Origin of the sequence: Caulobacter sp. ErkDOM-E, from assembly GCF_048541895.1 — a bacterium.
GTDB lineage: Bacteria > Pseudomonadota > Alphaproteobacteria > Caulobacterales > Caulobacteraceae > Caulobacter.
On sequence record NZ_CP183331.1, the window covers coordinates 1,415,271 to 1,428,872 of the forward strand.

Consider the following 13,602-nt stretch of genomic DNA (forward strand, 5'->3'; position numbering starts at 1 on the left):
CTGAATTTTATTTAATGTGGCGCAGCATCCCGGATCCCAGAGGGGTGCGGGTTGTCAGCCGCCGTTCTCCAGGATCGCCGCCAGCCCCTCGCGATAGGTCGGATACTTCGGCCGCCACCCCAGCTCCGCCTTGGCCAGGGCGTTCGAGACCCGCTTGTTCTCGGCGTAGAACCGCCGCGTGGCGGGCGACATCCCCAACGCGTCAAACGGCAGGTCCGGTGGCACGGGGACGCCCAGCAGCCTGGCGGCATATTCCATGACGTCCTGCGGTGGGGCCGGTTCGTCGTCGCACAGGTTATAGATGCCGCCCGCCCGGGGCTGGTCCAGCGAGGCCAGCAGGCCCGAGACAATGTCGTCCAGGTGGATACGGCTGAACACCTGGCCGGGCTTGACCAGGCGGCGGCCTTCGCCGGCCCGCAGGCGGTCCAGGGCGCTGCGGCCGGGGCCGTAGATGCCGGGCAGGCGGAAGGTGGTCACGGTCAGGCCCATGCCGCGCCCGACCTGGCGCCAGTCGCGCTCGGCCCCGACCCGGCGGGCGCCCTCGACCGACTGGGCCTTGAGCGGCGAGGTCTCGAACACCCAGCGGCCGTCGAAGTCGCCATAGACGCCCGTGGTCGACAGATAGCCGATCCAGTCCGGGAAGGCCCCCGTCTGGGCCAGGGCCGGGATCACCGACTCCAGCGCCGCGCAGCCGTCTTCGCCGGGCGGGGAGGTGATCAGCACCGCATTGACCCCGGTCAGGGCCTTGGCCATGGCGTCACGGTCGCTGGGATCGGCGGGTTCGATGCCGGCCGCCCGCAGCGTCGCCGCCTGCTCCGGCGAGCGCGTCGAGGCGGCGATTTCCCAGCCCCGGGCCCGCAGCGCCTGGGCGAAAGCCGCGCCGACATAGCCCAGACCGAACACGAACAGACGCAAGTTGGAAGCTCCGCCACCCTGAAAAACAGGGGCTGAATGAGCCCTCGAAAGACCGTGCTCCGCAACCCCTCAAAGGGCGCTTGCCAAGGGGAGATCGCTCTGCCATAAGCCGCCTCCTCGTCGCGGGGCGGTTCTTTCGCTTCCACGATGCGGGCGTAGCTCAGTGGTAGAGCACAACCTTGCCAAGGTTGGGGTCGAGAGTTCGAATCTCTTCGCCCGCTCCATTTCTCCCCTCTTGGAGAGTGGAACGAGACCCGAGAAATCAGGATGCGGGCGTAGCTCAGTGGTAGAGCACAACCTTGCCAAGGTTGGGGTCGAGAGTTCGAATCTCTTCGCCCGCTCCAATTTCTCCTAAAGCCTTCCACAGGTCAGTTACGTCAGCGAGCACCGCGCCACCCCGACAGGGTTTGGCGCCGAGCGGATTCCTGATCTAACCCTTCCCCGTAATCGTGTTCGGGGTCTCTCATGCTTGATCATCGTCTTGGCCGCTGGGCCGCCGGTAGTCTGATCGCCGCCGTCATGCTGGCGGGCGCCGCCCAGGCCGCGCCTGTCGCTAATGATCGCCTGGCCCAGGCGATCAAGGTCTATGAGTCCAGCACCGCCGGCGGCGAGGATGACGACGGCGGTGGCAGCGAGGCCCAGCGCTGGCGCCTGCCGCCGGTCGGGCCGGAAGCCGACGCCCGGCGGAAGGCCAAGCTGGTCGAGGCCCGGGGTCTTCTGGAAGGCCTTGATACGAAAGGCCTGACGCCCGACCAGCAACTGACAGCCCAGCTTCTGAAGTTCACGCTCGATGAGCGGATCGAGGGCCTGTCGTTCGACGAGCCGCGCATGCCGTTCAGCAGCGATGGCGGCTTCGACGTCACCCTGCTGTATCGCGCCAACGGCATGCGGCTGAAGTCCGAGGCCGAGGCCGCCAAGTGGCTGGAGCTTCTGGCCAAGACCCCTGACTGGTACGACGCCAACATCGCCAATGCCCGGCGCGGCGTCGCCACCGGCTTCGTTCAGGCCACGCCCACCGCCCAGTCGGTGCTCGATCGCGCCAGGCGCACGGCGGCGACCCCGGTGGCGGAAGAGCCCCTGCTGGCGCCCCTGCGTGCGCTGCCGGCCAGCGTGCCCGCCGACCGCAAGGCGGCGCTGATCGCCCAGGGCGAAAAGGTTCTGGCTGAGAAGGTCGCGCCGGCCCGGGCCGGTTTCGTCACCTTTATGGAGACCGAATACCTGCCCAAGGCCGCCAGGAGCCTGGCCGCCGTCGATCTGCCCGATGGCCAGCGCTACTACGCCTTCCTGGCCCGTCGCCACACGACCACGGCCATGACGCCCGACCAGATCCACGACATCGGCCGCAGCGAGGTGGCGCGCATTCGCGCCCGGATGCAGACGGTGATGACCCAGACCGGCTTCAAGGGGACCCTGCCCGAATTCATCGCCTATCTGCGCAAGGACCCCAAGTTCTATGCGACCAGCCGCCAGCAGCTGCTGGAAAAGGCCAGCGAGATCGCCAAGCGCGCCGACGACCAGCTGCCGGCCCATTTCGGCGTGCTGCCGCGTCTGAGCTATGGCGTGCGGCCCGTGCCGGCCAGCATCGAGAAGGGCTACACAACGGGCCGTTACTTCGGCGGAGATCCCAAGGTCGGACGGGCCGGGGGGCTGATGATCAACACCTCCCAGCTGGACCAGCGGGCGCTGTACGAGTTGCCAGCCCTGGTGCTGCATGAAGGCGCGCCCGGGCATCACACCCAGACCTCTCTGGCCCAGGAGCAGACGGATGTGCCCGAGTTCCGCAAGGGCCTCTATTTCAATGCCTTCGGAGAGGGCTGGGGCCTCTATTCCGAATGGCTGGGCGAGGAGATGGGGATCTATCGCGATCCCTATGAACTGTTCGGCCGCCTGTCCTACGAGATGTGGCGGGCCTGCCGGCTGGTGGCCGACACTGGCATCCACTGGAAGCGCTGGAGCCTTGAGCAGGCGCGCGCCTGTTTCACCGACAATACCGCCCTCTCGCCGGTCAATATCGAGGTCGAGCTGGCCCGCTACGTGTCCTGGCCTGGCCAGGCCGTGGCCTACAAGATCGGTGAGCTGAAGATCCTCGAACTGCGCAAGCGGGCCGAAACCGCGCTTGGCGACCGGTTCGACGAGCGCAAGTTCCACGACGCCGTGCTTTTGCAGGGCTCCCTGCCCATGGCGCTCCTGGAGCAAAAGATCGACGCGTGGATCGTGGAGCAACAAAAGCCCTAGCCGTCGTCGCCCGCGTTATGTCGGCAAGTCCGTCAGCAGACCTGTTCAAGGCAAGAAGGTTCAGAGAGAGGCGGTTCGATGTCCCTGCCAGTCCACGTCAATGAGGCGCTTGTGCGCGACCTGCCCGACAACGGCCCGGTCGTGATGGTCAATTTCCTGCGTTTTCGGGACCAGTCTGCCGACGGTGATGGCACGGGCTGGGATGCCTATCTGCGATACAGCGCCAATACGGCGCCTTTGATCAAGGCGCTCGGCGGCGCAATTCTCTGGAGCGGCAAGCCTGAAGGTGTCGCGATTGGCCCGCCCTCCACGGTCCTGTGGGACTACATCGTCCTTGTCCGCTATCCGTCGCGCGCCGCCTTTCTCGACATGGTCACGTCCGCTGACTACGCCCGAGGCAATCTGCATCGCGAAAATGCTGTGGCTGACCATTTGATCCTGGCCTCAACCGAGACCTTTTCACGGTTTCCGGCGCGCTGAGCAGGCGGGCGGAACCTGCAAGGTGGCTCGCCTCGGGGGTAAGCGAAGCCCGTCCGCGCCCCCTAACCCCCTGGTGAAAACACTCTAATACGGGCTCAGATGGAGTGGGAAACCGGTGTCATGACCAGAATCACAGTGCTGGGCGAGTGCATGGTCGAGATGTCGCCGGACGGATCGTCCGATGACGGCGCGCCGCTCTACCGGATGGGCTTTGCGGGCGATACCTTCAACACGGCCGTCTATATGGCCCGCCTCGGCGATCAGGTCGCCTATTGCACGGCCCTGGGGCAGGGCGATCCTTTCAGTGACGGTGTTCTGGCGGCCATGCGCCGCGAGGGACTCGATACCCGTCTGGTTCGTGAGGTCAGCAACCGCCTGCCGGGCCTGTACGCCATCGTCCTGGACGACAGCGGCGAGCGAAAGTTCCACTACTGGCGCGAACGGGCCCCGATCCGCGACCTGTTCTCCGAGCACACCGCCGACCAGCTGATCGAGGCCGCCAAGGCCAGCGATCTGGTCTATCTGTCCGGGGTGACCCTGGCGGTGATCGGCGACATCGGCCGGGCGCGGCTCAAGGACATCCTGGCCTATGTCCACTCGCTGGGCGTGGCCGTGGCCCTGGACTTCAACTATCGGCCGGCTTTGTGGCCCAGCCCCGAGGCGGCCCGCGCCGCGCTCGACGGGGTTATCCCCTCGTGCCGCTATATCTCGCTGAGCAGCGAGGATTCCCGCCCGCTTTATGGACGCGAGGCCGAGGATCTGGCTGTCGAATGGTCGGCGCTGGGCGCCGAGGTCGTGGCCCGCGACGAGAGCCATGCGGTCAACGTCCATCGCCCGGACGGCCGCACCGCTACCGCCGCGCCAGGCCGAGTGAAGGCGGTGGACACCACGGGCGCGGGCGACAGCTTCAATGCCGCCTATCTGTCGGCGCGAATGGCGGGCCTGCCGATAGCGACAGCGGTCGAGCGGGCTCACAGGCTGGCCGCCATTGTCGTGTGCTGCCGCGGCGCCATCCTGCCTCACGGGACCGCATTGCGCCTTGATGTCCCATAGCGACTCTCACCCGCGGGGGGCTAGGGAGGTGCGCTTGGGTGTCTTGAAGCCACGGCTGACATCGAGTGGAGTAGGCGTATGCTTTTCACGAGCCGGCAACAGGCTGCCCTCAGTACAAGGTTTCTAAGTCCCGTTGCGCCCATGCTCGAGGATCTTTTCCTGGCTCTGCGCGCCGAAACCGATCAGGCGCTCGGGCGGGACGCGCCGCCGCGGTACGGCAAGCCCTATCCCTACGGCTATTGTCTCGAAATCACCAAGGATGTGCAGGCCCGCCTACGGGTCCGGCTAAAGCAGCCTCGACACCCGGGCGAGCGGGCGATCAAGGCCTATTTGAACTCCGGCGGCGCGGCCCGTCGCGTCTGGGGCGCGCTGCGGGAGCGCTTCTTCCAGAACGCTTTTCATATCGGCGGCCTCTATATCGACGTTTCCAACGACACCGTCGATGTCAGCAAGCCCAAGGTCGAGATCCTGCCGATGGACCGATCCGGTCTTGAGCCGATCCGCGATGCGGCGCATTTCGCTCGAATCGCTGAGGCGTACTGGGGGGTGACATTTTACGCCAACCACGCCTTGCCCAGCCTGGCGCCGCTGTTTCCGATGATCGGCGTGGACGCCCGGGGCAAGGCCCGCCTTTATTCCGACATCCGCTACATGGTTGACCTGTTCCGTTCCAGCCAGTTCGCCAAATCGGAGCGATGGCTGGAAGACGGGCCAGCGCCCCCGATGGCCCTCGTGGAGGCCATCCGCAGGCCTTGTCCGCCCGCTTTGCTGGGGGCCAATCCGAGCGCGACCCTGGCCGCCGCGCTGCAGGCCTGTCGGTCGGCCAGGGCGGACGGACTGGCCTCGGATGAGGACTGGCTGGAGGCGCGAGCCCATGATCTTCTGACCACCCGTGCGCCGTCTATCCCCGTACTCGAACGGGGATAGGACAGTATCGGACGTAGGATTTTCAACGGCTTATTTTCCTACTTGTGCGTCACGATAGGAAAATTATCCTCACCAACAGAAACTAAGCCTAACATTGAGTCGTGGTCGCTGGATCGCGATCTCGATTAGAGGACGCCATGTTGGTTCAAGCTCTTGAGGATATCTGGGCGATCACGCCCGATCCCCGTCGCGACCGTCTCGCGGTCGCCTTCGTCACCCATCTGGTCGCCATGGCGACCGATGTTTCGCCGGGGGACATCTCGGCTCACAAACGCTCCACGCTCGCCGCCGCGCGGGCCCGGCAGATCGCCATCTATCTGACGCACGTCACGTTTCACTGGCCGCTCAACCGGGTCGCCTTCGCGTTCGGGCGCGACCGCACCACCTGCGCTCACGCCTGCCATCGGATCGAGGACATGCGCGAGGACGCAGCCTTCGACGCCAAGCTGGTTACGCTGGAGGCCTGTCTGCAACAGGCGCCCCGCCACAGTCTGGAGGGCGTGCGATGAGCGCAACCCCAGATCTGGCCACCGAACATCTGGCCTTGCGCGCCGCCCGTCTGCTGGCCCGTCCGGGCGCGGTGATCGAGGCGGCGCCGCTGGGCTATGCGGTGCGGTTTGGACCCAGTCGCCGGCGGCGGCCGATGCTGGTCATCGACGAGACGGCCTTTGCGGCGCTGGTCCGTCTGGCCACCCTCAAGCCGAGGGCGCTGGGCGGCTGGTCCCTGGTCTTCACGCCGCCGGCCAGGCCCGCGCCGCCGCCCGGCAAGCCCGGGGTGATCGAGGGCGAGGTGATGCTGGAAGAGCCGGGCGTCGGCCGGGCCGCCTTCAAGGCCAATCTGGGGGAGTCGCCTCTGGCCTGGCTGGCGCGTCGGCGCGACGGCAAGGGCCGGCCGTGGATCGCGCCGGTCGAGGCCGCAGCGGGCGAGCGTCTGCGCGAGGATTTCCACCGGGCCGGAACCCTGGGCCGGCTGACCATGAACTGGGACGCCTCGCCCCGCTCGGGCGGCGGCGGGCCCCGCCTGGACCCCGCCGAACGCGCCAGGGCCGCCAAGGATCGCATCGCCGCCGCGCTGGACGCGGCAGGGCCGGGCCTGCGCGAGATCCTCGAACATGTCTGTCTGGCGGGCACCGCGCTGGAGGCCGCCGAGCGGTCGCTGGGCCTGCCGCGTCGGGCGGGCAAGACGGTGCTCAAACTGGCCCTGCAGCGGCTGGTCGTTCACTACCGCATGGCCTGAACGCGAAAAGGGCGGGACCTTTCGGTCCCGCCCTTCGCAATCTTCCTGTGCGGGAAGCCTAGTGCTTCAGCATGTGCTTGATGTCGCGCATCTGGTCGTGGCCGGACTTCACCGAGGTCCAGGCCTTTTCGATGACCGCGCGGGTATGGGCGTCGACGTCGGTGTCCTGCATGGCCTTTTCGTACTTGGCCTTGATGAAGTCCTCGCCGGACTCGACCTCGTTGATCACCGCCTCATCGCCCTTGGACAGGCTGTCGCGGAGATTGACGAACACGCGGTGGGCGGCGGCCAGGATGGTGCCGTCGTCCTTGGGCTCGCCGCCGAGACGGCGAACCTCGTCCTGCAGTTCGATGGCGACGGTGCGACGCTCCTGGGCGCGCTGCTCGAACAGCATCTTGTAGCGCTGGGCGTCGGCGTCCTGGGCGGCTTCATGATAGCCGTCGGCGCTGTCGATGGTGGTCTCGACCAGGCCGTTGACGAGCTTGATGTGGTCTTCGTTGGTGTGGGGCATGGGGAGGTCCTTGGGAATGAGATCAGCTAACGCGGCGGGGGAGAGGGCGGTTGCGCTCAGCCGAGCTTCTTGCCCAGAAATCCCCAGGCCGTGGTCGCGGCCGCGATCATCGGGCCACGGGTGCGCGGGTTGATCAGCAGAACGGCGGCCACGCCGGCGCCCAGCAGCGCCAGGGCCAGCGGAACCGTCTTGCCCGCCAGCGTGACCTTGCCGTGCGGGTCGGGCGTCAGGGCGTAGTCGGGGGCCGGGGCGACGGGGGCGAGGCCGGCGTCAGCGGTCTTGTGGCCAAGCAGGCTGGAGATCCTGCTGACGGCGTGCGAGCGCTTGGCGACGGGCGGCGTCGCGCCATCGAGGGAGTCGTAGGCGACCATGGGGAGGCTCCTGGCTGGGGTTGCCTCCGATAACGCGATGATCGACCGGGCGATCCCTCGCCTTGCTCAGTCTTCGCCGGTTTCCCGTTTGGCCCCGACGTGGGCGATGCCCAGTTGCCGGGCCCGTGCGACCTGCCTGTGGCGCTCGGCGTAGCGGGCTCGGCTGGCCTCGTCGCGTTCGTCATGGCAGGCGGGGCAGGCGACGCCCTCGACATAGAGCGGCGAGGCCTGCTGTTCGGGACTGACCGGCCGGCGGCATCCCCGGCACAGGCCATGGGTTCCGGGCGACAGACCATGACCGACCGCGACGCGCTCGTCGAACACGAAGCATTCGCCGCGCCACAGGCTTTCAGGCTCAGGAACCTGTTCCAGATAGTCGAGGATGCCGCCCTTCAGGTGGAAGACCTCCTCGATCCCTTCGGATTTCAGGAAGGCCGTCGACTTTTCGCAGCGGATCCCGCCGGTGCAGTACATGGCCACCTTGAGCGGTGGCGCGTCTGGCCCGCGCTGCGCCTCAAGGTCCTGCCGGTAGCCGCGGAACCAGTCGGGAAAGGCCGAGAAGCTGGTGGTCCGCGGATCGACGGCGCGCGAGAAGGCGCCGATGGCGACCTCGTAGTCATTGCGGGTGTCGATCACCAACACGTCGGGATCGGCGATCAGGCTGTTCCAGTCACGGGGCTCGACATAGGTCCCGGCATTGGCGGCGGGATCCAGGTCCGGAAGGCCCAGGGTGACGATCTCCTTCTTCAGCCGCACCTTCATGCGATGGAAGGGCATGTGGTCGGCCCAGGCGGTCTTGGGCGTCAGGTCGGCGCAGCCGGGCAGGGCGCGGATATGGGCCAGCACGCTCTCGATGGCCGCGTCGGTTCCGGCGATGGTGCCGTTGATCCCCTCCCGCGCCAGCAGCAGGGTGCCTTTGACGCCGACCTCGCAGCAGGCTCTGGCCAGAGGGCCCTGCAGGGCCGCCGGATCGTCGAACTGCGTGAAGCGGTACAGGGCGGCCACGCGGAAGGCTTGGGTCTCTGTCGTCATCGGATTGAGGGCATAGGAAATTGCGGCCGGGGTCTCAAGCATCAGTGGAACGAACATTCGCCTGGGCGGTTAAGCTGGCATGAGCATCCTGATCGTCGTCATCATCGCCCTGGTCCTCCTCGGACTTGCCCTTTACGTCGTGCAGCGGTCGCCCATTCCGTCGCCAGTCAACTGGATCATCCAGCTTCTCCTGGTGGTGGTCGCGATCCTGTTCATCGGCAATCGCGCGGGCTTCTTCTAGGCGTCAAACCCGTTCGGCGCGGCTAGAGCGGTGCGCGCGAAAAGGGAATCGCACGCACCGCTCTAGCTTTTTGTTTTCGCATCGCTTTTGCGGAAAGCCGGCGTCCACTTTTCCGCGCGATGCTCTAGCCCAGCACGGCCTGGGCGTCGCGCTGGATGCGGGCCACCATGGCCTTGAGCCCGTTCGAACGCTGCGAGGACAAGGCCTCTGACAGGCCAAGCCTGTCCAGGGCCGCCTTGGCGTCAAAGGCCGCGATGTCGCCGGCCGGCTGGCCCGAATAGAGCCGCAGCAGGATCGCGATCAGACCGCTGACGATATGGGCGTCGCTGTCGCCGCGAAACGCGATCGAACCGTCATCTTTTGGCTCGGTGACCAGCCACACCTGGCTGGCGCAGCCGCGCACCTTGTTGGCTTCCGAGCGCTCGGCGTCGCTGAGCGGCGCCAGGTCGCGGCCAAGCTCGATCACATAGCGATAGCGCTCTTCCCAGTCCCCCAGCAGTTCGAACTCGTCGGCGAGTTCCGTGAGGGCGGCGTCTATGGGGCGTGTCATGGCCGCCAGTTAGGGGCGCGGCCAGCCGCTGGCAAGCCTCAGGCTTCGACCAGAGCGACCTGAGCGGTCAGGCCCGCGCCCGGATGCGATGTCAGGCGCAGCATCCCACCCATCGCCCGGGCCAGAAGATCCACGATCGGCAGGCCAAGGCCGGCGCCTTCGCTGGTTCGGGTCAGGGTGGAGCCGCCCTGCTCGAAGGGCCGCAGCAGGCGTGGCAGCTCTTCGGGCTCGACACCCGGCCCCTGGTCGGCGATGGCGATTTCGACCATGCCGCCTGGCAGGGCCTGGGCATAGATGCAGACCTCACTGCCCACCGGCGAATGGCTGACGGCGTTTTGCAGCAGGTTGGCCAGCATGGTTCGCAAGCCCCGGCTGTCGGCCAGCACGAAGGGCAGGCTCCCCGCGCCGGGAACCGTGACCTTTATCTGACGCAGGGCGATCTCGGCCTTCAACTGGTCCACCACATCCTCGATGGCCTCATCCAGGCCCTCGGAGGCGAGGTCCAGATCGGTGACGTGACCTTCCAGGCGCGCGATCTCGACGATCTGGTTGACCAGTTTCAGCAGCTTCAGACCGCTGTCGTGCACGATCCTTGCGTATTCGAGGTACTGGGGCGAACCCAGGGGGCCGTAGAGTTCGCGCGACAGGATCTCGGAAAAGCCGATCACCGCGTTGAGCGGCGTGCGAAGCTCGTGGCTCACCATGCGCAGGAACGAGCGCTTGCGATCGTCCAGCGCGGCCCGGCGACGCGCATGTGCCGCTGTCCGTCGCGCGGTCGTTGCGTCGTACAGGGGCGATGCGTCGAGAGACGCCGGTTCTGGCATGCGATAGGCTCCCGGACGTTCTGTCCGCATTGGCGCAGTCTCGAAGAATGCCTCAAGGCGCTTACTATTCCGTTTCCGTCCACAGGCCCTCCACCGCGAATGATCGCTCGAGGATTGAGTGGTCTGGAGGGAAGGTCCAAGGCGCGTTAAGGTTTGGCGACGGCGCTTCTCGGCGCCGCAATGAAAGATGTCGCCCGGTTTGGAATTCGAACTGCTACCGGACCCGTTCAAGCGGCCTGCGCGCGTCTCGCGCGGCCTAGGCCCTGCGCGCCTATGGCGTTTGGGCTGGCTGGCGGCGATCGGCGTGGCGGCTTTCACCACGGTTTTCCTGCCCGGCGAGTTCAGTTGGCCTGTCTGGGCGGCGTTCCTGGCGGGCGCCGCGCCGGCCCTTCTGTCGCTGCCCTTGCCTGGCGAAAGCACCAAGGAAGACGATCGCGTTCAGTCGATCCTGCTGGTTTTGTGGGCTGTGGGCGGATCTGCCGCAGCCGTGCTGACCGGCGGTGTCTCGGGCGCCATGGCCGCCTGGTGCCTGGCCCCGGTGGCCGCCGCCTCGACCCTGACCTCCTCGCGCCGCCTGGCCGAAGGCGCGGCCCTGTCGCTGATCGGCGGCAGCGTGGCGGCCTTGACCCAGCTTTCGGGTCTGGCCCCTGCAGCGCCGACCGGCGCCCTGTCCTTCATCCTCGGCTTCCTGGCCCTGACCACCACCGGGCTTGGCCTGGCCTCAGGCCTGCTGCTCGGCCACCGTCGGTTCGGCGCGCGCGATGTTCGCCACAGCGCCGAGATGGCGGCGCTGGAGGTGATGCTGGACGGCCTGCCGCAACTGGCCATCGCCGTGACCACCAAGGGCCAGGTCACTGCGGTGCGCGGCTCGCCGCCGCCGGGCGTGACCATCGCCGACATCGTCAATCGCGGCCTGGCCGGCGCCGCTGCGCCCAACGACCGCCAGCGCGTGGGCGGGGCCATCGCCCAGGCCTTCCGCGAGGGCCAGGTCAGCCTGACCTTCAGCCCCGCCCTGGGCGTGGAGCGGATCGTGGCCCTGGACCTGCAGCGCGCCTCGCCGGTGCTGCTGGTGGGTCTGCTGCGCGACGTGACGGTGGAGCGCAATCGCGAGTCCAGCCTGGATCGCGCCCGTTCGGACGCCGAGGCCCTGGCCGCCGGCCGCGCCCGTTTTCTGGCCAATATGAGCCACGAACTGCGCACGCCGCTGAACGCCATCATGGGCTTCTCCGACATCATGCGCTCGCGGATGTTTGGCCCGCTCAGCGACCGGTACGGCGAATATGCCGAACTGATCCATGAGAGCGGCGGTCACCTGCTGGACCTGATCAACGACGTGCTCGACATGTCGAAGATCGAAGCCGAGCGCTTCGAGCTGTCGCGCGGCGTGTTCGACGCCCGCGAGGCGATGACGGCGGCGATGCGCCTGATGCGCGTCCAGGCTGACGGGGCCGGCGTTCAGCTGCGCGGCGTGCTGCCGCCCAATGACCTGGAAGTCGACGCCGACCGCCGGGCTCTGAAGCAGATCGTCCTGAACCTGATCTCCAACGCCCTGAAGTTCACCCCGCGCGGCGGCCAGGTGACGGTCACGGCCGACGGCTATGACGGGGTGCTGGAAATCGTGGTCGCCGACACCGGCGTCGGCATCAGCCCGGAAGATCTGGAGCGCCTGGGTCGCCCCTACGAGCAGGCCGGCGGCGCCGACCAGCGCGCCATGGGCACGGGGCTGGGCCTGTCTCTGGTGCGCGCCTTCGCCAAGCTGCATGGCGGCGAGATGCATATCGAAAGCCGGATGGGCGCGGGCACCAGTGTTTCGGTGCGCCTGCCGGTGTTGCTGGCCCCGCTGAAGGCCCCGACCCCGCCGTCCGAGCCGCCGTCCAAGCCGGAAGCCGCCGCGCCGGCGCCGGAGCCCGAGCTGCCGGCCAGCTTGGGCGACAATGTCATCGCGTTTGCGCCGCGGTAGGCGGCGTCCGACCCAAGTCGCATTCAGCCGACACCCCGGTCATTCCCGGCACCATCTAGCACCATACGCACGGCCTAGGACGCGCCCGCTGAGTCTCAAAAAGTAGATCGGAGGTGCTGATTTTGAGCGTTGAACCGAAACTGGAGGGTTTTAGGTGATTGCTGCGATCGCGGCGGCGCGGCGCTAGGTGGCCTCGTTTCCGTTCGGCGGGATGTGGAAAGTATAGAGGCGTCCAGCTATCGGGCCATTGGCGGCGCGTCGGAAGGTCGTTCGGTATTTCCCGCCGCCGGCGTCCTCGTACAAGACCTCTCCGTAGAGAACGAGTGCCGCGCCGTCGTCTTTCAAAGCCAACTGATATTGCTCAAGAGGCTGAGCCTTGTATCCGTCGTTCATGTGTCGCAGGTGGCCAGGGGGAAGGTCACCGAAGTGCAACTCATAGATCGGTGTCAAGTCGGGGGTGAAATCCAGATTCCAGGGCCCGATTCGAAGGTCGAACGCCGCACGAAATCGCACATTTTTAGCCGGGGTCTGTCCAAAGTTTTTAAAGCCGAACGCGGCATCGGCACCGTAGATCGTGCCAAGGGACAGGACCAGTTCACATTGCTCATCTACCAAGTAAACATAGGGTCGGAGTTGATCTTTAGCGGTAGCGCCGGCGGTGCTGGCCATGCGTCGAGTGGCGGTGGCACTGGTTTCCATGGCCCGGGAACTGCGGGCGGTGTACTCCATAGTTTCTTGAGACAGGGCGAGTTGTTCAGTGAATCGCTTACCCTGCTCTATCGCGTCTTTTCGAGCTTCAGCCATCCCTGTTGTGGTAATGGCGAGCGCAGCGTTATCAGCATCGGCGCTCCGCTTGGTTTCATGCGCAGCAGTCTTGGCCCAGTAGGTTGCGCGCCAAGCGAAGAAGGCCGCGGCGCCGGTAAAGGCAACACCAAAAACGCCCAAGATCAGCTGCAAGAGCCCGTAGACGCGCTGAGCGTCAGCAATGCTGTTCGCGCGCTCCCCGATGTTGTTTGCAGCACGGTCAACAGCGAGAGTTTCCCGCTCGTAAGCCGTCAGGCTTTGGCGGCTATCGGGTCTCGGCTTGGCAGGCGCTGGCGCAGGCTTTGGGGAAGCTTGGGGCTTGCCTGGTGACGGGACAGACATCGCGCCCAGCAAGAGGAGTGCGGCCAATCCCCCAAGCGCAGCGATGAACAGCCTATGGCGTTTAGCGCTGCCAATAGAAACCATGTTGGAAACGCCCCCAGTTGGTCTTGACCTGAACAC

General features: G+C 66.6%; 15 protein-coding genes and 2 tRNA genes. 10 read left to right on the plus strand and 7 right to left on the minus strand.

The window, feature by feature from the left end; genetic code table 11:
- Window positions 1-54: 54 nt before the first annotated feature.
- The gene (locus ACN2C7_RS06975; RefSeq protein WP_419320708.1) at window positions 55-915 is read right to left on the minus strand and encodes an SDR family oxidoreductase; all 861 of its coding nucleotides are present in this window, start codon (window positions 913-915) and stop codon (window positions 55-57) included.
- Between the two features lie 149 nt (window positions 916-1,064).
- Between ACN2C7_RS06975 and ACN2C7_RS06980 the strand changes: the two genes are divergently transcribed.
- The 8 genes from ACN2C7_RS06980 to ACN2C7_RS07015 all read left to right on the plus strand — a co-directional run bounded on the left by ACN2C7_RS06980 (window position 1,065) and on the right by ACN2C7_RS07015 (window position 6,847).
- Window positions 1,065-1,139: transfer RNA gene (locus tag ACN2C7_RS06980), tRNA-Gly, on the plus strand.
- 45 nt (window positions 1,140-1,184) lie between these two features.
- Window positions 1,185-1,259: transfer RNA gene (locus ACN2C7_RS06985), tRNA-Gly, on the plus strand.
- A 121-nt stretch (window positions 1,260-1,380) separates the two neighbouring features.
- Entirely contained in the window at window positions 1,381-3,150 is a 1,770-nt protein-coding gene (locus ACN2C7_RS06990; protein ID WP_419320710.1) for a DUF885 domain-containing protein, read from the plus strand.
- Window positions 3,151-3,261: 111 nt separating this feature from the next.
- Window positions 3,262-3,630 (plus strand): DUF1330 domain-containing protein, encoded by a 369-nt coding sequence (locus tag ACN2C7_RS06995; protein ID WP_419320712.1) that lies wholly within the window; start codon window positions 3,262-3,264, stop codon window positions 3,628-3,630.
- A gap of 120 nt (window positions 3,631-3,750) precedes the next feature.
- The gene (locus ACN2C7_RS07000; RefSeq protein ID WP_419320714.1) at window positions 3,751-4,683 is read left to right on the plus strand and encodes a sugar kinase; all 933 of its coding nucleotides are present in this window, start codon (window positions 3,751-3,753) and stop codon (window positions 4,681-4,683) included.
- 78 nt (window positions 4,684-4,761) lie between these two features.
- Window positions 4,762-5,610, plus strand: a complete 849-nt coding sequence (locus ACN2C7_RS07005) for a hypothetical protein (protein ID WP_419320716.1) — start codon at window positions 4,762-4,764, stop codon at window positions 5,608-5,610.
- Window positions 5,611-5,747: 137 nt separating this feature from the next.
- Window positions 5,748-6,119 carry a helix-turn-helix domain-containing protein gene (locus tag ACN2C7_RS07010; protein WP_419320717.1) on the plus strand — a complete coding sequence of 124 codons (372 nt, stop codon included), beginning with the start codon at window positions 5,748-5,750 and terminating at the stop codon, window positions 6,117-6,119.
- Window positions 6,116-6,847 (plus strand): DUF6456 domain-containing protein, encoded by a 732-nt coding sequence (locus ACN2C7_RS07015; protein ID WP_419320719.1) that lies wholly within the window; start codon window positions 6,116-6,118, stop codon window positions 6,845-6,847. The genes ACN2C7_RS07010 and ACN2C7_RS07015 overlap by 4 nt, the downstream gene beginning before the upstream one ends.
- A gap of 58 nt (window positions 6,848-6,905) precedes the next feature.
- Here the strand turns inward: ACN2C7_RS07015 and ACN2C7_RS07020 are convergent, their stop codons facing one another.
- From ACN2C7_RS07020 to ACN2C7_RS07030, 3 genes are all read right to left on the minus strand, one after another.
- The gene (locus ACN2C7_RS07020; protein WP_419320721.1) at window positions 6,906-7,358 is read right to left on the minus strand and encodes a PA2169 family four-helix-bundle protein; all 453 of its coding nucleotides are present in this window, start codon (window positions 7,356-7,358) and stop codon (window positions 6,906-6,908) included.
- Window positions 7,359-7,414: 56 nt separating this feature from the next.
- The gene (locus tag ACN2C7_RS07025) at window positions 7,415-7,729 is read right to left on the minus strand and encodes a hypothetical protein (RefSeq protein WP_419320723.1); all 315 of its coding nucleotides are present in this window, start codon (window positions 7,727-7,729) and stop codon (window positions 7,415-7,417) included.
- Between the two features lie 66 nt (window positions 7,730-7,795).
- Window positions 7,796-8,761: a rhodanese-related sulfurtransferase gene (locus ACN2C7_RS07030; protein WP_419321424.1), complete on the minus strand. Its 966-nt coding sequence runs from the start codon at window positions 8,759-8,761 to the stop codon at window positions 7,796-7,798.
- A 79-nt stretch (window positions 8,762-8,840) separates the two neighbouring features.
- On the opposite strand from ACN2C7_RS07030, the gene ACN2C7_RS07035 reads away from it, so the two are divergent.
- Entirely contained in the window at window positions 8,841-9,002 is a 162-nt protein-coding gene (locus ACN2C7_RS07035) for a hypothetical protein (protein ID WP_419320725.1), read from the plus strand.
- A 124-nt stretch (window positions 9,003-9,126) separates the two neighbouring features.
- Here ACN2C7_RS07035 and ACN2C7_RS07040 read toward each other — a convergent pair whose 3' ends face one another.
- Both ACN2C7_RS07040 and ACN2C7_RS07045 read right to left on the minus strand, forming a co-directional pair.
- Window positions 9,127-9,552, minus strand: coding sequence for a SufE family protein (locus ACN2C7_RS07040; RefSeq protein WP_419320727.1), 426 nt, complete (start codon window positions 9,550-9,552; stop codon window positions 9,127-9,129).
- A gap of 38 nt (window positions 9,553-9,590) precedes the next feature.
- A complete protein-coding gene (locus ACN2C7_RS07045; protein WP_419320728.1) occupies window positions 9,591-10,376 on the minus strand; it encodes a sensor histidine kinase in 786 nt (261 codons plus the stop codon).
- A gap of 199 nt (window positions 10,377-10,575) precedes the next feature.
- Here ACN2C7_RS07045 and ACN2C7_RS07050 point away from each other — a divergent pair, with 199 nt between their 5' ends.
- Window positions 10,576-12,336, plus strand: coding sequence for a sensor histidine kinase (locus tag ACN2C7_RS07050; protein ID WP_419321425.1), 1,761 nt, complete (start codon window positions 10,576-10,578; stop codon window positions 12,334-12,336).
- Between the two features lie 183 nt (window positions 12,337-12,519).
- On the opposite strand, the gene ACN2C7_RS07055 is transcribed toward ACN2C7_RS07050, so the two are convergent.
- A complete protein-coding gene (locus ACN2C7_RS07055) occupies window positions 12,520-13,566 on the minus strand; it encodes a hypothetical protein (protein WP_419320730.1) in 1,047 nt (348 codons plus the stop codon).
- Window positions 13,567-13,602: the final 36 nt, after the last annotated feature.